Source organism: Enterococcus mediterraneensis (genome assembly GCF_900604485.1).
In the GTDB taxonomy this organism is placed as follows: Bacteria; Bacillota; Bacilli; order Lactobacillales; family Enterococcaceae; genus Enterococcus_C; species Enterococcus_C mediterraneensis.
Genome location: NZ_UWOP01000001.1, coordinates 359,486 through 379,465 on the forward strand (window position 1 = coordinate 359,486; position 19,980 = coordinate 379,465).

The following is a 19,980-nucleotide window of genomic DNA, read 5'->3' on the forward strand; positions in this document are numbered from 1 at the left end:
CTAGTTATGTCAAAAATTATCTTGTCCACACGAATATTTCGTCCGGAATTTATCGCTCAAATCGAGCGGATTGCTCCAGACTATCAATTCAAAATCGCTGAAGAGAACTTTTCTTGGGAAGATGTCGAAATCACAATTGGGTGGTCCAAAAAATGGCAATCTGCATTATCAGGGGATGTTGCCAAACAACTGAAATGGGTCCAGGCAATCTCTGCCGGCGTTGACTATTTGCCATTGCAAGAGTTTCAAGAAAAAAATATTCTATTATCTAATGGAAGCGGTATCCATTCCCAGTCTATTACTGAACATATCTTGGCAATGATTCTTATTAAGACAAGAAATATCCATCATGCGATCCAAAATCAGCAAAAAAAACAATGGGATATGCCGGATATTCGCTATAGTTATCTAGCAGAACAGCGTTTTTTGATTTTGGGTACCGGACATATCGGTCAGAGATTGGCTCAAACACTGACACTTCTGGGTGCTCAACCAGTAGGTATCAACACTAGCGGGCATCCAGCAAAAGGTTTCCATGAGACATATACAATGGGACAGCTCTCAGAAGAAATCCCCAAAGCAGACTTTATCATTAATATTCTTCCGTTGACTGAGGAGACGACCCACCTATTCGATGCAAAATTCTTTGCTTCAATGAAAAAGACTGCCGCATTTATCAATGTCGGACGCGGAGCCAGTGTTGATACAGATGCGATCACCCACGCCCTTCAGACAAAACAGCTGGATTTTGCTGCACTTGATGTTTTTGAAGAAGAACCTTTGCCTAAAGATCATCCTTTATGGCAGTTACCAAATGTTTTGATCACTCCGCATATTGCAGGAATCACTCCCCATTTCCAACGTGCCTTTATGGAAATTTTCACAGAGAACCTCAGAAGTTACGTTACTTCTAACTCATTGATCAGAAACGAAGTCGTTTTGAATAAAGGATACTAAAAAAAAACTGTTCTGGGTTTTAGTTGTTCGACTAAACCTCAGAACAGTTTTCTCTTATGATCTAAATTTCTCGTTTAACGTTTTTTTCGGTCTCTTTCACGATAAATTGTGGACGTTTTTTCGTTTCTAAGAAAATCTTCCCGATATATTTACCAATGATCCCAAGGCAAAGCAACTGTAATCCGCCAACAAAAAGTAAAATCGAAACTAGTGACGGCCATCCGCTGGTAGGATCACCAAACAACAGCGCCCGTACAATAATAAAGAGCAACGCGATACCAGATCCGAAACACGAAATGGCACCAATAAATGACGCGATATTTAATGGCGCATCAGAGAAATTGATGATTCCGTCGATAGAATACTTGAAAAGTTTCCAGAAAGACCATGAAGTTTCCCCTGCTACTCGTTCACGGTTTTCGTAAGAGATGTATTTTGTGTCAAAGCCCACCCAACTAAAGATTCCTTTTGAAAAGCGGTTATACTCCGTCAATTCCAAAATCGCATCCACCATTTGCCGAGTCATTAATCGAAAATCTCTAGCACCATCCACCATTTCTGTTTCTCCGATTTTATTGACGATCTTATAAAATGCACGAGCAAAGAAACTCCGCACAACCGGCTCTCCTTCTCGATCAGCTCTCCGGGTACCTATGCAATCATAGTTTTCAGTCTCGATCAAGCGGACCATTTCTGGAAGCAAATCAGGCGGGTCTTGCAAATCAGCATCCATAACAGTGACAAGGTCACCCTTTGCCGCTTGTAATCCTGCATATAAAGCAGCTTCTTTCCCAAAGTTTCTTGAAAATGAAATATATCTAAGCTCACTCGGATAGCGTTGATGCATTTGTCGCAGGACTTCAAGTGTATTATCTTGTGAACCATCGTTGATAAAGATAAATTCCAGTTCATGATGGAGTTTACTTTTTACTTTATTCACTTCCTCTAAAAAATACGGAATTGATTCTTCTTCGTTATAACAAGGTACGATAATAGACAACATTATCTATTTACCTCCATCTCTAATTTTGATCGTTTACCATGATTTTTCTTTAGTATAATTAAAAGTAAAACAAACCATGATACTCCTGAGACGAGCCAGGCTATTTTATAAACTGTTGTAAAGGAATTACCAATCGAAACACTGTGCTTCCCTTTGTCCAGTTTGACTTGGACAGTACCTCGTTCAGAAGTCTCCCAAGGAATCGGTTTGCCATTATCATATACCCACATGTTTTTATAAATCAACATGGGAAAATCAACTGTACTTGTTTTTTCCAAATTGAACGCAAAATTGTATGCTCGCGGTTTGATCGTTTTTTTGATATCAGAAGATTTCTGCCCATCAACAAAAATTTCATCTCGATAAATAGAGCGGAACTCTTTTTCACTTTTCTTCGGTAAGTAGTCTCTATTAAGATACCCTCGAAGTACATCATCAAAATTTTCTTCGTTTAAGTCATAATATAGATGCGTACCTTGATGTGCTTCATTTATGTGTTTCAAATCACTCGAACGTATTCCATGAATAAAAATAGCTGATAAAATCAAAAAAGCACTCAAGATAGTAGCCAAATCTTTTGAACGGAAACTACTTAAAAAGGCTTCTACCGCTCCACTGGAATAGATGGCAAAAAAGAAGGTAGCAAATACTAAAAAGCGCCACGGAAATTGTACGATTGCAATGGGAGTTTCTTTAAACCACTCCCAAGGAAAAGCCGATGTTGATAAAATCAATGCAAAAAGGCCTAAAAACAATGTCAATCGATACTTCAAAGTAACCTTGAAATATAAGAACAGCCCCAATAAAGTAAGAATGATAATTATTGTTCCTAGATTGTATGAATCATACCATGCTTCATAAGTACCGGAAAAAGAATTTTGAAGCTGTGTCCAAAGCGGATAAGATTTCTCTGTTACATCAAATTTAGTAACTCCAACCATTTTTGTATAAAGATATTGATCTAGAAATGGAACAAAAAAATTCAAGCTCAGTAAAATCGTCAGTAATACACTTTTAAATCCCGCTTGCAATCTCTTGAAAAAATCAGTGATAAAAAACAAAGATGGTAATAAAATAATCAAAAAAATAAGAGCTGTCATAAAAACAGTCAGCAAATGAGTATTTATGAGTAATGCCATACCGACCGCTAGTAAATACCATTTGGATCGATCACCGTACAGTATATGATAGAATCCTAAAAATACGAGTGGTAAAAAAGTAATAGCTATTGCTTCTCCAAGAGCATTTCTACTAAAAACATCAATAGCTCTAAAACCAGCAAATCCGTAAATAACACTGAATATAATTGATTGGCGGATATTCTTACTAAAATCATGCATACAAAAGAATGCAATCAAAAAAGTTGCGAATGTGTAAGCCGCAATAAATAGATAATAAGCTTGAAAAGGATTGGAAACTAGCAATCGAATCAAAGCAGCTGGAATCAGCATCAAGAAAGGGTAAAAAAAGTTTACACCATAACCGATCTCAGAAAAAGTGTGCAACGAAATATAGGTTATGAACGGACCTTGTCTCAGTTGCTGATAGAGCTCATCTATTCTTGACAATTGAAATCTGCCATCTTGACCTTTAGTAAACGCCAATGCGTCCCATGGAAAATATGGCAATATATAAATAAATGATAATGCCAAAAAAAATAAAACAATCCCTAAAACCTTTTTTCCTGTGAGTTTATCTGTAACTTTTTTTCTCAACTGAACCCTTGAAATCTCCACAACTACACCTCTCAAATCTTCATATTTTCGAGTTTATCACGCTGTACATAAGAAAGCAAATATGAAAAATGAAATACATTTTTTCTGACAAACCTCCTTGACAATCTGATATAATAAAGTGGTTTGATTGGAGGAAAATATATGCATAAAAAAACAACTTATTTTAATTTTCTGTCATTGTCGTCTTTTTTAGGACTTTTTCTTTTTTTCTTTACTCTCCTACTCACTAACTTAGCAGATGGTACCTATACAGTGGGCGAATTAGGAAAAACAGGAATCAAAATCATCCAGCTGTTCGGAACGATAGGTCTGCCTTTGCTTCTGCTTTCGTTAGGGTTTACTTATCAGTCAAGGATCCATACAAAATTTGAGATTTTTTCTATTCTTTTTAGAAATCTCTTTAACTCACTTGTTCTCTTTTTGACTGCGTTGTCTCTTGGGGTGATTCCTTTTCCTACCGAAAAAATAGTTCCTACTGTTTTTCCTTTTTTGACAAGTAATTATCCTTTATTAACTGGATTGTTTTTCGTCATCCTGCTATTCCCATTCTTAGATTATCTGGGAACAAAGATTTCGAATCGTTCATTGATACTGATCGTTTTTGTTCTCTTTCTCTTTTCTCAAATCGCATTAATTGCCGATCACTTGTCAGCACTAGTTTTTTTAAGTCAGATTTTTTATCCATCAATGGTATATCTTTTTGGCATTTTATTGAGAAAGATCTCGGCAGAAAAAATCAAGGTATCTTTTGTGATAGCATTACTTACAGCAGTGAGTGCTTTATTTTATGTCTTTTTCCTGAGAACAACTTTACTTCCTTTTGCAACAGAAAAAGGACTTTTATTTTCAACAGGTTTTATAAACAGCTTTTTATTGACTCCACTACCCGTAATTATAGGAGCCACTATCGTTCTTTTTTATCTAATGGTAACTAAGTACTTTTCAGCTGGATTTAAAAATACGTCAATTTTTTTGGACAGCCTTTTGATTGCAGCTAATCCTCTTGTTTTACTAACGATCAAAACCATTTTTAATACAATGCTTGCAGAGCATACCCGTTTGTTATCATTGATAGGAAGTCTTTCACTTATCTGTATCATCACTACTTTTTTTATATTTCTTTGTTCCTTGCTTAATAAACACTTCTGGGAAGATCTCTATGATCAAGATATTTCTGGTTCCTCAGTTGCTTGGGTAGGCTATTTATTGGTTATCCTCATGAACTATATCTTAAATCTTTTCATGAACGGTTTTGATACTGAAGCTGTATTCTCTTGGTACCAACGAAGTTTTTACCTGATGCTGCTAAATCTGGTGTTGCTTGCCTTTGTCTATATCTTATGTCTAGTATTGTTCAATCGCTTTTGGTACGGGAATATTTTCTTTTTGGTTGTGACCCTTATCTATGGATTTGCTAATTATGAAAAAATTCTTTATCGTAATGAGCCGATTACTCCCATTGATTTATCAAACTACGCTGCTCTTCCAGAAATTGTCGGTATGATCGGTATACGAACTGTTCTTTTACTTATTGGACTCTTTATCCTATTGATCATTGCAGCAATTGTCCTTCATAGAAAAACCAAGCAGGGAAAAATATTCCGTTTACCTGTTCGATTATTCTTACTGATTGTGCCAATTATTTTTCTAGGGTACGTCTCGAGTGTTGCTGCCAATTTTAAATATGGCAATAAGGAAAACCCAATTGCACAAATATTAGAAAAAGCAAACTTTGTTCCTCATCCCGAAAGTCTTCTTTTTAACGCCAACCGAAATGGTCATTTATTGGCATTTGCCAGTCTGACAAATGTGAAAGCCATGCGAGAACCAGAGGACTATTCTCAAAACGAAATTGCCAAATTAGAAAAAAAATATCAGGATGAAGCCGTACAGTTAAATAAAGATCGCACGGATGCGTTCAAAAATGAAACTGTCATCTATATTCTGAGTGAAAGTTTTTCCGATTCTAGCAAATTGCCGACGATTTCATTGACACCAGATCCGATTCCTTTTACAAGAAGCCTTATGAAACAAACGACCTCAGGTGAGATGTTCAGCATGGGGTACGGCGGAGGCACTGCCAATATCGAGTTTGAAGCTTTAACTAGCCTGTCTATGGATAACTTTGATCCAGCAATGACGACACCATATTTATTTGTTGTCCCTAAAAGAGATCATCTCTTTACGATCAATCAGCTATTTTCAAAAAGTATCGCGATCCATCCTTATACTGCTGCCACTTATCGCAGAGATCAAGCATTTGAGAAAATGAAATTTGATGCTTTTTATCATCTAGGAAATAAAGATTATCCAATAAAGAATCAAGAGAAAAAAGATAATTCCAAATATATTTCAGATGAGGCAGTATTTAATGAGACACTTGATCATATCAGCCAATCTAATGGAGATTTGTTTATACAGCTTACTACGATGCAAAATCATATGCCATATAATAACGGAACTTTCGACAATACAATCAAAGTCAATGGTGATTTGACAGAAAGAAGTAAACAGCAAGTAGAAACCTATTCTCAAGGAATCCATTATTCTGATGAAGCTTTGAAAACGTTCATTTCTGCGATCAATCAAATGGATAAACCTGTAACTGTTGTCTTTTATGGTGATCATTTGCCAGCAATCTATGATGGTGAATTTTTATCCCAGAAAAATGCTGATACAAAATTGCACCTGACAGATTACTTTATCTATCGAAATCAGGCATCACAACAAATTATTGACCGTAAAGTTGCAACACCTAATATGTTCACGCCGATGATGATGGCTCAGATCAATCAAAAGGTATCTCCATACTATGCTTTATTAACGAAAGTAAGTGAAAAATTACCCGCAATGGAGCTGCAAAAAATAATTGATGAAGCTGGCAATCCTATCTCTGATAAAGATTTGACAAAAGAACAACGAGAATTATTAAATGATTATCGTTTGATCCAGTATGATATCACCACTGGAAAAAACTACCTCTCCAAAGATTTCTTTGCCATTCCAAAATAAACAAAAAAGCAGCTGACTAAATTAGTCAGCTGCTTTTTGATCTATGCATTTTGATTATTTGCTTCTCCGTTTTCTTCAAAACGATATTTAGGCTCGTCTAGTTTCTCATCATAGTCAACGATCAAATCATATCCCTTGAAGAACCATTCATCTGCCTCATCAATGAAAAATAAGATACCTTCAATCGTTTCTTGAACGATCGTCTGATTTGGTGTATCGACAGACATCCCTACAGAAAAACCCTCATGTACTTGTGTTTTGCCGTAAACTTTTCCATAGAAACGGATACCCATTTCTTTATCTAAGTCCATTTCTTTTTTGAACCATTCTATTGCTTTTGGTGTGACTGTTAGTTTCACTACTATCGCTCCGTTCTAATCATTCATTTTTTCATCAAGAATATCCACGTCGCTGGTTTCGCCAATCACTAAGAGATTGTCGTTTTCTTGTACGATTTCATCGGCGGTTGGTGAAACAACCACTTTTCCTCCCACGCGGCGAATTCCCACTACTGTCAACCCAAAACGCTGCCGGAAATTCAATTCTAAAAGTGTCTTGTTGAAAAACTTAGGATTTGACACTCGAATCTCAGCCAATGAATAATCATCAGAAAGTTCAACATAATCCAAGATATTTTTAGAAACTAAGTTATGGGCGATACGAATCCCCATATCTCGTTCAGGATGGACGACACGGTCTGCCCCGATTTTTTCCAAAACACGAGCATGGTATTCATTCTGAGCTTTTGCAAGCACTTTTGGTACGCCCATCTCTTTCACCATCAAGGTTACTAAAATACTTGCCTGGATATCTTCACCGATCGCTACGATCACATGGTCGAAATTACGAATCCCCAAAGATTTTAATGTCATTTCATCTTGGGCGTTCCCTACGACAGCATGTGTGGCGATATTCATATACTCATTGACACGATCTTCATTGTTGTCAATGGCTAATACTTCTTGACCAGCTTCGATCAGTGTCCGACAGATACTGCCGCCGAATCTGCCTAAACCGATGATTGCAAAATTTTGTTTCATTTTTCTCTCCTTGTAAACGCCTTATTAACATTACCAGTATATCAAAGACCTCTCCATCTGACTATGGAGAGGTCTTTTTTTTATTTCACTAAACCGTGTTTAAACGCATAGATCGCAGCCTGTGTACGATCTTCGACTTCCAGCTTTGATAAAATATTTGAAACATGGGTTTTGACCGTTTTAAGCGTAATGAACAATTCATCAGCGATTTCTTGATTGCTTTTTCCTTGTGAGATCAACATCAAAATCTCGCGTTCGCGATTGGTGAGATCCTCATGAAGAATCGGTGTCCGTCGGGTCATCCGTTCCATCATTTTAGTAGTGACTTCCGGTTCTAGTACTCTTTCTCCTCGCTGTGTTGCTCGAATCGCTTCAGCAATTTCATGTGCGGTAGAAGTTTTCAGCATATAACCTGCTGCTCCTGCTTCAATCGCAGGATAGACTTTTTCGTCATCGATAAAACTGGTAACAATAATTATTTTTGCTGTTGGCCAGTCTTTTAAGATAGCTTTTGTTGATTCGATACCATCCATCACATCCATTACCAGATCCATCAAAATGACGTCTGGTCGTAGCGCCAACGCTTTTTCATAGCCGACCTGTCCGTTCTCAGCTTCACCAACAACTTCAATATCTTCTTGGATCGAAAGATAAGAAGATACGCCTAAACGCACCATTTCATGATCGTCAACGAGCAATACTCGTATCATTTGCAATAACCTCCTTTAAAAGCGGAATCTTGATCTCCACACTTGTCCCTTGACCTTTAAAACTGATGATCTTAACTGTTCCGCCTACACCGTTTACACGCTCTCTGATATTCATCAAGCCATAACTGCCGGCCTTTTGCTCACTGGGATTAAATCCGACGCCATCGTCGATCACTCGCAGCAAAACATTTTTCTCAACTTGATGCAGATAAACTTCCAATTCTTTCGCTTTCGCGTGACGCAATGTATTGGAAAGTAATTCTTGGATCACTCGAAAAAGTTGATCTTCAATAGCTGCCGATAATTGGATATCCGCTATTTCCCATTTCAAAGAAATTTTTATTTTCGTTTGTAATTCTTTTAATAATTGCTCGATACCTTGTTTTAAACTTTTTCCTTCTAAAGAAACCGGACGTAAATGCAATAATAACGCCCGCATCTCTGACTGGGAGGCGTTGATGATATCAGAGACCATCGCCAACTGCTTTCGCTGAGCTTCTGGTGCCTGAGTTTTTTCTGCTTGTTCATTCAATGCCGACATCATCATCATCGCTGCGAATAATTGCTGAGAAACTGAATCGTGAAGTTCGCGAGCCAGCCGATGACGTTCCAATTCTAAGATTTCTTCTTTAGTCTGTCCATCGACAAATTGCGGCCGACTATTCAAAACCTGTAATTCTGTTGAGATCTCTTTCATCTTGTTTGAGACCTTCGAGATATCTTTGTCGATCTCTTCGATATATCGATTATCCTTTGAATGAGGAATTTCTTCAGAAAAAAGCGAACTTTCATAATTGCCGTTTGCAAGCAGACGCAGTTTTTCCTCTACACCGCTATACAAGCTTTTCCGGAAAACACTGATCAGTAAATAAGAAAGACCGCCGATACCAATAGAGATCATCAGAATATAAAAAATAATCGGTATATAAAAAATCCTCATTTGAAACGCCGCTGACCACCAATTTTTTTGTTCACTGGCGTATACAAATAAAAAATAAAGAAAACCTTGAATCAGAAACGCTGTACTGCCAATATAAAGCGACAACATGCTTTTCGTTATTTTCGCTGTCATACACGGATCACCTCGATATCGCCAAACAGTGTATTTGTGATGATCTTGATCCGTCGTGTGTTTTCATCATAGTCTTCGCTGTATATTTTTAAACTTTCATTTCGCAACGCATTTTTTTCGCCTTCAAAATTGACTTCACCGATAATTGTTGCATGTTCCAGCATCACACCGACTCCTGAAGGGACTAAGATCCTCGTACGACCGAAACCTTTTCGGATAAGCACAATATTATCTTTCTTAGGCAAAATCGTATTCCCAAGATCAATGATCGTATCTCCATACAGAATGTTGACATTGATATCATCCCACTCATATACTTGATTGCCGATCCGCTCATTACCGAACCATTGTTGCTTGGTTCTTGCTTGATGATGATGCGGCTCATCAGTTTCAACAATGATCATCTGTTTTTTTCGCCAAAAAGCATTCTTTGTCAGGTCGATACCAGACACTTCGAACCCTTTCAGACCAATAAATAGGATTGCGAAAATGAGCATGATCCATAAAGCGGGACTATTTAATAAGCTGATAAAAATCGCTAAACAACCAATAATCAGTAAAAAATTATAAAAATTAGTTTTTTGCTTACGGGTCGTAACCACATAGATACTGAAAATACCAAATAAAAGCAGCATCAGCAATGGTGGATTACTCAAAATCTGCCAAATTGCAAATAAAAACAGCAAGGCCTCTACTACTATAAAAAAACGCCATGGATTGTTCATACATCCACCTCCTATCCTAGTTCTACTTTATCATACCTTAGTTTTTTACAAATAAAATCGGTCTGGGGACCGAAACCTGTCACAAAGCAAAATAAAATCGATAAAACATATAAGTTAGACAGTAAAATATCCGAACTCTAGCGAGAACGTTCCTGCATTTTCACAGTCCCGTGCCGCAATTTTTCAGCGACTGACTTCACTCAACTATAGTTCGGATATTTTCTGCAGTTATCTATACCACAGTTTCAGCATACTGCTTTATTTTGATTGTGCTACTTCAACGATTTTCACCAGCATATCGCCGCCTGGTGTAGCGATCGTTACTTCATCATTGATTTTTTTACCGATCAAAGCACGAGCGATCGGTGAATCATTAGAGATCTTACCTGAAAATGGATCTGCTTCTGCACTACCGACGATCGTATATTCTTCTTCTTCCCCATCAGGAAGTTCGATGAATTTTACGACTTTACCGATAGATACTTCATCTTCATCCACGCCATCATTATCGATAATTTGCGCAAAACGAATCATATTTTCTAATGTCGTGATCCGTCCTTCCACAAATGCTTGTTCATCTTTTGCTGATTCATATTCAGAGTTTTCGGATAGGTCTCCGAAACTGCGGGCAACTTTGATCCGTTCGATGATCTCGCCTCGCTTCACTGTTTTTAATTCCTCTAGTTCTTGCTCTAATTTTTGTTTTCCTTCTACTGTCATTGGATAAACTTTTTCTACCATGCTAATAATCTCCTTTTACATCGTTATCTAAAAAAATCACAAAAGGTAATCTTTTGCGAATAAGTCCACAAAAGATTACCATGCTTTTTAATAAATGTAAACAATCTAATCTATTAATTATTTACATATTTTTCCACTAATACCATGTGCTCTTCGTAAGTCTGCGCAAAATAAACTTCACCGGTTTTGATGTCCGCTACGAAATAATAATAATTATTGGACTTAGGTTCCATCACAGCTTCGATAGACGCTTCACTAGGACTGTTGAATGGTCCAGGTCCATACCCGCTGTTTGTATATAGATTATACGGAGAATCGACTTGCGTTTCTTTAATGGACACTACTTCTTTATGCTCACCCAGAGCATATAAGATCGAAATATCCGATTGCAGCGGCATACCGGCATCTAAGCGATTAAAGAAGACTTGAGCGATGTTTTTGCGGTCGTCTTCTTTGACTCCTTCTTTTTCTACTAAAGAAGCCAATGTCAGTACTTCTTGCACACTCATATTTTTTTGCTTGATTTCTTCAAAGTATGGCGTCATCACACTATTGGTTTTATCTACCATCTGTGTCACGATCTCTTTTAATGAGGTTCCTTTAAAGTAGTCATAGGTTGCTGGGAAAAGGTACCCTTCTAAGCGATAGCGAACGTTTTCTGCCTTAGCAGCGCTATCCAGCAATTCTGGATACTGCTTATGCAATTCATCAAAGAATGACTGATCTTCCATCAAATCGATGAACTCGGATTTTTTGATCTTTGTTGATTTTGCAATAGCATCGCCGATTTGATCAATGTCAAAACCTTCAGGAATCGTCAGCTTCGCATCGACACCGGCAGAACCGATTCCGCCTTGTTGCAATGTTTTACTGATTTCATCTAACGTCATATCCGGGGAAAAGTGATAATTTCCGGCTTGGAACCCAGTAAGATTATTGAATTTCGTAAAATAATTGAAGACCATTCCGCTCTTGATCACTTTGTTATCTTCCAGAATCTCGCCGATCCGCTTGTTAGATGACCCGCTTGGAATCTCTACTTCGACCTGTTTCGAACTATCAGGATCCAATGGTTTTAAGCTGGAAGATACATACCGATAGGCAGAAAATCCGAGAATACCGCCAATAAGCAGTAACGAGATCACAACAACGGTTACAATTTTGTTAACGATCCGATCTTCCCGATTTTTCATAGCCTTACGCTTTTTCACATCGGTAGGATCATTCAATGATTCTTCTTTTTTTGCAGTTTTTGACACTTTCGGCTCTTTTTTTGAGCTTGCTGATTTTGAACTTCTTCGCGAACCTACTGATTCAGTTTGATCGCTCTGATTTGTATTTTTCGACATAATATTTTCCTTTTCGGAGTTATCTAGAGGTTCTGCAGCGATTCTAGGATCTGGATTATTCAGAGAGTTCATTATTTTTTCCTTAAATGTTTCCTCTTCTGGATGTTGCTTAGACAAAACAACTCCTCCTTACTTTCGTGCTACTAACTCGTACTATTATACACGAAAGTTTGGAGGAGGGGAACAAGTTTAAAAAAGATTAAACTTGTTTTCATTCTTTAAGTTGTTATTGTTCTCTTACATAAGCTTTATTTGCCGTTATATAACCATTTGCAGTTTTTAATCTAGGATATCCATTTGCATCAAAGTCAGTTCCTGTCACTGTAACGACTTGGCCTTTTTTAATTTTTGTTGAGCGATTTTGACTTACAAAGTTAGTAGATGTGTAATAATAATCATCTTTTAAGAATTTTACTTTTTTAACATTTGTATAATAATTTGCATATTTAGAGGTAATTTTTGCTACATAATTTTTGTTAGCGGTCAGATAACCTTTAGAAGTTACTAGACGCGGAACACCAGAAGAAGCTGTGTATTCGATTCCTGTAACTTTCACAACGGTTCCTTTCTTTACAGCTGTCCCACGTTCTTTAAATGAAAGATCTTTATAATAGTAGTCATCTTTCTTCAAACAAACAAAAGAAGGATTTGTAAGATAGTAGGTATTGTAATTAGCTGTCAATACGCCGACGATATTTTTATTAGTCGAAATGTAGCTTCCATCAGAAAGTTTGAACCGCGGATAGCCGTCCGCCGAATAAGCCAATCCCGTGATTTTAAGAGGCGTTCCTCCAGCATAACGAGTCTTCGTCGTTTTAAAGTCAGTCGAAGTGTAGGAGTAATCAGCCTTCTTTAGATATATATAGCCTGTAGAGGTTCCTTTATAGAGATAATTTTGATATTTAGACGTTATTTTATTAACGTAGGCTGTATTTGCAGTCAAGTATCCCTCGGAAATTTTTAACCTCGGTGTTCCGCCACTTGTTCGCTCGATTCCTTCAACTTTAAAGACATCCGTTTTAGAAATTTTCCTACCTCTATTTTTTGTTGAAAAATCAGTACTTAAATAAATATAATCATCTTTTTTCATAGTGACATATCCTGGGTTCGTTTGATAATATGTCGCCGTTTGTGGTTGAGTAGTAAATTTTTTGGCATAATCAGATGACATGTCAAATGTACTGGCTATCCCTGGATAAAAAACACGCGATGTCCATTGCCATGCTCCATAGGCTGTGTAAAGCTGAGTTTTTGTTGGGTTATATGGATATGCTGCGATCCAAACGTTTTTTTCACCTAATGTTTTTGCATTGATCCGTCCTTCATTGATCCAATTAAGTCCAATATAATGCTGAACGTTCGAATACCCCAGTTGGTTTAAACGATTGGCAAATGCCTGGGAATTCTGCGTATGATTTTTATTATCTTTTATTTTTGGTTCTTCAATATCGTTGACCATAACAGTAGATTTGGGAAGCTTCAATTCCGCAGCAAATTTCGCAAAATAATCCGCTTCTTTGATTGCTTCGGCAGTTGATGTAAACCAACTATAGTGATACGCATGTACCAATAATCCAGCGGCTTGCGCATTTGCTATTTGAACTTTTGCATATTCGTTTCTATACGTCGTGTATTCTGTCAATTTCACTACAACTGCTTTTACTCCGAAGTTTTTCATCATTCGAAAATTTGCTACACTGATTATTCCATTGTGAGAAGATATATCAATGAAATCCTTTGTAGGTGTATTCGTCGAGTCATGAGGTATATCTGGAATCGATAACACAGCCGTCCGTGCGGTTCTTTGAACAGGCGGTTTGACTACTTCATACAGATCCGAACGTCCTTCATCTGATGGAAAAGCATTTAAAGAAAGTTCATAACTTTTCTGGGATGATGAAGTTTCATTTTGTTTTTCTGTGCTTTGCGTAGACGATTCTACCGATTCTTTGGTTTCAACACTCGACTCCGTTGAACTGCTTTCATCATTTAGAGTACTGCTTTCATTGGCTGATGTGCTGCTTTCAATTGCAGTTGAATTACTTACTGTTGCTTGACTAATTTTTTCACTAGCGGGATATGTACTTTCGTCAGAACCACTGTCTCCTATTCCCTCAGCAAATGCTTTGGGGCTACACAGAAACATCGCAACTAGAATGAAACCGAAACACTTTTTTTTCATTTTAGACTCCTTTTCATAATTAAGCTAATCAGATAACTAAACACCATTAATTAAAATAAGCAGTCAATATTTCTTAGTATTGACTGCTTACTATAATTTTACCCTTCGCAAACGATACTGTAAAATTTTTGCATCGTTTCCTTATTATATTGCACATAATCAAATGAGGAAGCAGGAAGTTTTCCATCTATAAAGTTTTTCATTCCTTCGTATAATCCATCTACGCTATTTTCAACAAGTGAATCAGGATGATCTTTCAAAACGCTTTTTATCCCTGATACGTTTGTTCCAATGACGTGTTTTCCAAGAATCATACCTTCTATAAGAGCAATACCTTGTCCTTCATAATTAGAAGAAAAAACAAAGCAATCAGCCATATTTACAATAGGAATAGGATTATCAACAAAGCCATACAATGTAACAACATCTGTTAAACCATATTCAAGTATAAGAGAAGTTATTTCGTTTAATAATGGACCGTCACCTACAAGCATTAGTCTGACATTTTTGTTTTCCTTATATAATCGAGCAAATGCTTTTATCAATGTTTTCTGATTTTTTTCTGGAGATAGACGTGCAACGTTTATAAAATTAATGTTACTAGGATTTGGAGGTACAAGTGCACTGATTGTTTGTATTCCAAAAAGATTGACTTTTTCTTCGAACGGCACACGATACGTGTTATCAATGCTTGATAAGATCATCTTCCCATCATTTATTTTTTTATAAACATCTTTTTTCTCTAATATTTCTTTTCCGTTAATTAAATTATTTATATAATCAAATTTTGAATCATCTGATACAAAACGTTTTAGATCATGCCTATTTTGTTCACAAGCACTTTCTGAAACAGAAATTATTTTGTCAAATAATCTATACGTGCTAAAAATTATTTTTAAATTCCATCTATGCTTATACTTGCCTTTTACTTGTTTATTAAATTCTTCAAGCATTATATTATGCAAAAACATTATTTTTTTAGGAGAATCTGAAAATGCCAATAATGAAGTAAAAGTTTTATTATAACCACCAAAGTCAATGACTATATCAGGAGTGATATTCCCCATAACCCGTTTAAACTCAAAGACAAACTGCTCTTTTAATTTTTTTAGGTTAATAAATTTAGAATCATAGCCTTGTCGGTAAAACATATTTTGATTATAAGTGTCGCGCAGAGTTCTGAAAGAATACGAAAACCGATAGATAACTTTACATCGTGGATCTAATTTTTTTAGATTATTCTCTTTTTCATTACTCATTCTATCAGACTCTAGAATAATCAATTCATACTTCTCATAATCAATAAATGTACTTAAATTGATCAATGAATTAGTAATCCCGTTATTATAAAAACCGCCGCCATACGCTAGGATGATTTTTTTGTCAGAATTACTAGTCTTTTCTTTTCTTTCGTTTCCTTTTTCTAGAATTGCTTCAACACTTCGTTTAGCAGCTTGTCCATCATCTAGATAACAGAAGGAATTCAAAAAGTTATCGATCTTATCTTTATGCTCCAATAAGTATTCATCGTTATCCATTTGTAACTTCTCTATAATTTCATCTAGACTTTCACTTAAAAAGCCTGGTATCTCATTGATTGGAAGATAGAAACCGCGTGTTCGATCGTAGGAATCTTTATCTGGAATATAAAAATAAATCGGCCGTTTTAATGGTAAAAAATCAAAAAAGATACTTGAATAATCAGTTATAAGTTTATCTACACAAGAAAGTAATTCATTAGTGTCGACCCAATTTGGTATGATTCTATCACCATAACCCAGCTCAACAAATTTATCATAAATAAAATAATGAGCTTTTAAAAATACTTTATATCCATCACCTATACTTTTTTGTATGGTTTCTACTTGATCGACTAATAACTGAATATCCTCATCAGTTGTTTCATTTAAATCTTTTTTCCAAGTAGGAGCAAAAAGAATTATCTTTTTATTTTTTGGTAGATTATATTTTTCTCTAAAAACAGTATCATCGCCAAAAATAGCGTCTACTCGCGCGTTACCGGTTACTGAAATATCTCCTTTATAAATACCGTCTAGTTGGTGACTCTCCAACAGTTTTTCAGCTGTAAATGTATTTGGCATTAATAATAAGTCAGTGTGTAAAAGATTTCTCTGAATGTTTTTATGAGCCGATAAACTTGCATTTTTAATATCTAATCCCAAAGTCTTTAAGGGTGTTCCATGCCATGTATTAATATAAATTTGACCGGCTTTTTTTACGAAATACGGCATAAACGAAGTATCATTAATCAAAAACTTACAACTTGCTAACAGTTTGTAATATTCTCTGCTTTCATATTTTACAAATTTCGTATCCTTATGCATCTTCTTAATAAAAGGAATCATCGGATCGTTTACATCCACTGTTACCCAATAGAACTTCCCAGAATGGTTTTGCCGTATCAACTCTTTAAATATTGCATACACATTTCCTGTCAAATTTACAGCATGGTAGGATTCAAATAAAAAAGAATTCTCTACTACACTTTTAGTTTTAACATAGTGAAAGTACAAAGAATTCTGCCGCACTCTCTTTTTATGTATGTATTCTTTTAAAGGTGTCATAAAAAACTGATTGACCTTAGTCACTAATTGCTTTTCCATCTAAACACTCACGTCTCACATTCTTAAATATTTTAGTATTATTTATACAGTTCAATCGTCATTGTATCATACTTTTAGATACATGTTAATTTACAAAAAAAGATTTAAGATGCTGTTTTTCAGGACTATGCCTTAAAAATTATTGTATGAGATTGGTTGTAAAATTTATACTCATGCTATAATAGATTATAGTAAGAAGGGAGTCTTTTTAATGAAAAGAAAAAAGAAAGCGGCATCACTCATCAGTTGTCTTTTGCTATTATTACCTGTCTTTCCGATTGGCATGCCCGTTTATGCAGCGACAAATAGCACAGATACAACCGATACAAACATCCAGCAAACCGTAACAGAAAGTTCCGATTCATCGGAAGAGCAAACCGAAGAAAGTTCTCAGTCTGAAGCAATTGATTCAAATCAAACAATCGATTCCAGTACCGCATCATCCAGTACTGCTCCAGAAAATACACAAAGTTCTGAAACATCGGAGACAACCACCAGTTCATCAAAAATCATTGAGAAAAATCCTAGTACAACAACCACCACTGCAGAAAAAAATTTAGAAAACTATCTTTCCTCCGTTCCAAAACAAGTTGGTATTATCAAAGAAACTTATCTGAATCATTCAGCAGACCTTGCAGAAGCCACAATTGCAGAACCATTATCCATTGGTTCTATCGTTAAAATCAGTTCATTGGAAATGATTGAAGGTATTCCGGTCCTTAAAACTGAAAGCGGATTATACTTAACGGCCGCAAAAGAAACTGTTGTGGCTCTTCAAGGGAATATTTCTTCTTTTTATTCCACTCCAGTTTCTGCAGTTCGGCTCTCCCAAGCTACATCCGCATACTCGAGTATCCGTCCTTTTAGCAGTGCAGTGACTTTAAGTACCGGAACTATTTTGAAACCCACATCGATCGACTTCTCCTCAGATGGGCAAATCTTTTTCAAAACAGACAAAGGTTTTATTACAGCTGATAAGAGTATCGCTGTTCAAGTGCCGGCGACTATCGACAACTACTACACAGAAAAACCAAATCAGGTGGTTCTTCTAAAAAATGATGTTATTTACAGTGACGCGGATTTTAATAATAAAACATCTAAAACGGTAAAAACAGGTGATGTAGTCAAGGTCAACGGGATCCAATATTCCTCTTCCGGTTATCCTCGACTTGTCGTCAATGGCGGATTTCTATCAGCCAATCGTTCTATCGTCCAAAAGGTCGTTGATAATTACAGCAATTATTACACAAAACCGGTAAAAAAGGTCGCTCTCAAGAAAAAAGACATCCTCTATACCAGTACAGCATTCAATGAAGGAACCAAGACAAATATCACGATCAATGCTGGTGACACGGTGGCGATCACTGGACTAGCGTTTTCATCAACAGGCGTTCCTAGATTCAAAACAAGCCGCGGGTATTTAACCGCCAATAAATCGATCGTCGTTGAACCTACTTCAAAAATCGATCAATACTATTCCACTAATCCCGGTCAAGTCGTCTTAAAGAAAAAAGATGTAGTGTATAAATCCGTCGAATTTTCCGATAGTACCAAAACGACAAAAACATACGCTTCCGGCAGTATTGTAAAAATACAAGGTATTCGTTACTCCAATGCCGGTTACCCACGATTGATGGTCTCCGGCGGATATCTGACTGCCAATAAATCCATCGTTCAAAAATTAGTGAATAACTATAGCAATTACTATACAAGTAATGTCGGTTACGTAAAAATGAAAAAAACTGATTATACGTATCAGACTGCAGATTTAAAAAGTAATCAGAGAAAAACTCAGCTGAAAAAAGGAAATGTCATCAAGATCACTGGCATCACATACACTTCTTCAGGATATCCTCGTTTTAAAACTGCCAAAGGATATTTGACTACAAATAAGTCGATCGTTGAAAAATTTACTTTAGACAGCAAGAATTACTATACTTCTGCACCAAAACAAATCAAATTAAAAGTCAATGATTACTATTACAGTTCATTGACATTCAGTTCTTCAACTAAGCGGAATAAATTGCGTACAGGATCGATCGTAGCAGTGTCCGGAATTGAATTAACAGCTACCGGTATTCCGAGAATCAAAACGCCTTATGGTTATCTAACAGCCAATAAAAAATATGTCACCAGCACAAGCAGCAATGAATATTTCAATCACAATGCGCCAAACTACATGCAAATGTCTGTTGGTGCGCCGATGGGATGTGTTTTAGCCGCAACTTATCAATCCCTGCGCTATAAAGGAAAAGCGACAAATGTTACTCTTAGACGTTTTATGGAATTAACACCCAAAACCAGTGTTAATCCTAACTTAGGCTACGCTGGAAGTCCTTTTAAATATCCAAAAGATTATAATCCGCCTGTTCATCAGATGATTTTCCCAGTGCCGCTGACGACGTTTGTTAAAAAATACTCTAGCAGTGTACGAAATATCTCTGGGGCTTCGCCAGCCGCGATACGTAAAGAAATCGCATCTGGAAATACAGTTGCAGCTTATGTGACTTCCTATGATCCTATCAAGCAAGATTTCAAAGCGGCCAACTGGCATTACTTCCCTAATTTCAGCGGAAACGGATTGTTGAATCAACATGTTGTTACTGTAGACGGCTATCGCTATTTCAATAACGGTAAAGGTGGTCAATACCATATCGTTGATCCTTATCGCGGTATCTATTGGATCGATGCCAATAAATTTGAACGGTCCTACAAACTTCGAAACTTTGCGTTAGCGATCTGATTGAAGCCGATAAATTTTTGAATAGATTTAGAAAAACATAAAACCATACCCGGCTGTCAGTTGAAACAACTTCCAGTCGGGTATGG

The 19,980-nt window shown here is 36.5% G+C and carries 14 protein-coding genes; 3 read left to right on the forward strand and 11 right to left on the reverse strand.

Going from position 1 to position 19,980, the window contains the following annotated elements; all coding sequences use genetic code 11:
- Positions 1-6: 6 nt before the first annotated feature.
- The gene (locus EFB00_RS01705; protein ID WP_122645212.1) at positions 7-957 is read left to right on the forward strand and encodes a phosphoglycerate dehydrogenase; all 951 of its coding nucleotides are present in this window, start codon (positions 7-9) and stop codon (positions 955-957) included.
- A gap of 61 nt (positions 958-1,018) precedes the next feature.
- On the opposite strand, the gene EFB00_RS01710 is transcribed toward EFB00_RS01705, so the two are convergent.
- Together EFB00_RS01710 and EFB00_RS01715 are read right to left on the reverse strand one after the other, a co-directional pair.
- Positions 1,019-1,960: a glycosyltransferase family 2 protein gene (locus tag EFB00_RS01710; RefSeq protein ID WP_122645213.1), complete on the reverse strand. Its 942-nt coding sequence runs from the start codon at positions 1,958-1,960 to the stop codon at positions 1,019-1,021.
- The gene (locus EFB00_RS01715) at positions 1,960-3,696 is read right to left on the reverse strand and encodes a YfhO family protein (RefSeq protein WP_122645214.1); all 1,737 of its coding nucleotides are present in this window, start codon (positions 3,694-3,696) and stop codon (positions 1,960-1,962) included. The genes EFB00_RS01710 and EFB00_RS01715 overlap by 1 nt, the downstream gene beginning before the upstream one ends.
- A gap of 585 nt (positions 3,697-4,281) precedes the next feature.
- On the opposite strand from EFB00_RS01715, the gene EFB00_RS01720 reads away from it, so the two are divergent.
- Complete coding sequence (locus tag EFB00_RS01720; protein ID WP_164709411.1) at positions 4,282-6,708, forward strand: LTA synthase family protein; 2,427 nt, start codon at positions 4,282-4,284, stop codon at positions 6,706-6,708.
- A gap of 41 nt (positions 6,709-6,749) precedes the next feature.
- Here EFB00_RS01720 and EFB00_RS01725 read toward each other — a convergent pair whose 3' ends face one another.
- The 9 genes from EFB00_RS01725 to EFB00_RS01765 form a co-directional block, all read right to left on the reverse strand.
- Complete coding sequence (locus tag EFB00_RS01725) at positions 6,750-7,067, reverse strand: HesB/YadR/YfhF family protein (protein WP_122645216.1); 318 nt, start codon at positions 7,065-7,067, stop codon at positions 6,750-6,752.
- Between the two features lie 15 nt (positions 7,068-7,082).
- Positions 7,083-7,748, reverse strand: a complete 666-nt coding sequence (locus EFB00_RS01730) for a potassium channel family protein (RefSeq protein ID WP_122645217.1) — start codon at positions 7,746-7,748, stop codon at positions 7,083-7,085.
- An 80-nt stretch (positions 7,749-7,828) separates the two neighbouring features.
- Positions 7,829-8,458: a response regulator transcription factor gene (locus tag EFB00_RS01735; RefSeq protein WP_122645218.1), complete on the reverse strand. Its 630-nt coding sequence runs from the start codon at positions 8,456-8,458 to the stop codon at positions 7,829-7,831.
- Entirely contained in the window at positions 8,436-9,530 is a 1,095-nt protein-coding gene (locus EFB00_RS01740; RefSeq protein ID WP_122645219.1) for a sensor histidine kinase, read from the reverse strand. The genes EFB00_RS01735 and EFB00_RS01740 overlap by 23 nt, the downstream gene beginning before the upstream one ends.
- Complete coding sequence (gene liaF, locus EFB00_RS01745) at positions 9,527-10,255, reverse strand: cell wall-active antibiotics response protein LiaF (RefSeq protein WP_122645220.1); 729 nt, start codon at positions 10,253-10,255, stop codon at positions 9,527-9,529. The genes EFB00_RS01740 and liaF overlap by 4 nt, the downstream gene beginning before the upstream one ends.
- A 258-nt stretch (positions 10,256-10,513) precedes the next feature.
- Entirely contained in the window at positions 10,514-10,996 is a 483-nt protein-coding gene (gene greA, locus EFB00_RS01750; protein WP_122645221.1) for a transcription elongation factor GreA, read from the reverse strand.
- 113 nt (positions 10,997-11,109) lie between these two features.
- Positions 11,110-12,462: an endolytic transglycosylase MltG gene (gene mltG / locus EFB00_RS01755; protein WP_122645222.1), complete on the reverse strand. Its 1,353-nt coding sequence runs from the start codon at positions 12,460-12,462 to the stop codon at positions 11,110-11,112.
- Between the two features lie 109 nt (positions 12,463-12,571).
- Positions 12,572-14,527, reverse strand: coding sequence for a DUF5776 domain-containing protein (locus EFB00_RS01760; protein WP_122645223.1), 1,956 nt, complete (start codon positions 14,525-14,527; stop codon positions 12,572-12,574).
- Between the two features lie 98 nt (positions 14,528-14,625).
- Complete coding sequence (locus EFB00_RS01765) at positions 14,626-17,151, reverse strand: glycosyltransferase (protein WP_122645224.1); 2,526 nt, start codon at positions 17,149-17,151, stop codon at positions 14,626-14,628.
- Between the two features lie 211 nt (positions 17,152-17,362).
- Between EFB00_RS01765 and EFB00_RS01770 the strand changes: the two genes are divergently transcribed.
- Positions 17,363-19,894: a DUF5776 domain-containing protein gene (locus EFB00_RS01770; RefSeq protein WP_122645225.1), complete on the forward strand. Its 2,532-nt coding sequence runs from the start codon at positions 17,363-17,365 to the stop codon at positions 19,892-19,894.
- The last annotated feature ends 86 nt before the right edge of the window (positions 19,895-19,980 follow it).

Bases quoted from the DNA above. Each gene is read 5' to 3' on its own strand.
- EFB00_RS01705 (WP_122645212.1), top strand. From the start codon at position 7: ATGTCAAAAATTATCTTGTCCACACGAATATTTCGTCCGGAATTTATC.
- EFB00_RS01710 (WP_122645213.1), bottom strand. From the start codon at position 1,960: ATGTTGTCTATTATCGTACCTTGTTATAACGAAGAAGAATCAATTCCG.
- EFB00_RS01730 (WP_122645217.1), bottom strand. From the start codon at position 7,748: ATGAAACAAAATTTTGCAATCATCGGTTTAGGCAGATTCGGCGGCAGT.
- EFB00_RS01735 (WP_122645218.1), bottom strand. From the start codon at position 8,458: ATGATACGAGTATTGCTCGTTGACGATCATGAAATGGTGCGTTTAGGC.
- EFB00_RS01740 (WP_122645219.1), bottom strand. From the start codon at position 9,530: ATGACAGCGAAAATAACGAAAAGCATGTTGTCGCTTTATATTGGCAGT.
- liaF (WP_122645220.1), bottom strand. From the start codon at position 10,255: ATGAACAATCCATGGCGTTTTTTTATAGTAGTAGAGGCCTTGCTGTTT.
- greA (WP_122645221.1), bottom strand. From the start codon at position 10,996: ATGGTAGAAAAAGTTTATCCAATGACAGTAGAAGGAAAACAAAAATTA.
- EFB00_RS01760 (WP_122645223.1), bottom strand. From the start codon at position 14,527: ATGAAAAAAAAGTGTTTCGGTTTCATTCTAGTTGCGATGTTTCTGTGT.
- EFB00_RS01765 (WP_122645224.1), bottom strand. From the start codon at position 17,151: ATGGAAAAGCAATTAGTGACTAAGGTCAATCAGTTTTTTATGACACCT.
- EFB00_RS01770 (WP_122645225.1), top strand. From the start codon at position 17,363: ATGAAAAGAAAAAAGAAAGCGGCATCACTCATCAGTTGTCTTTTGCTA.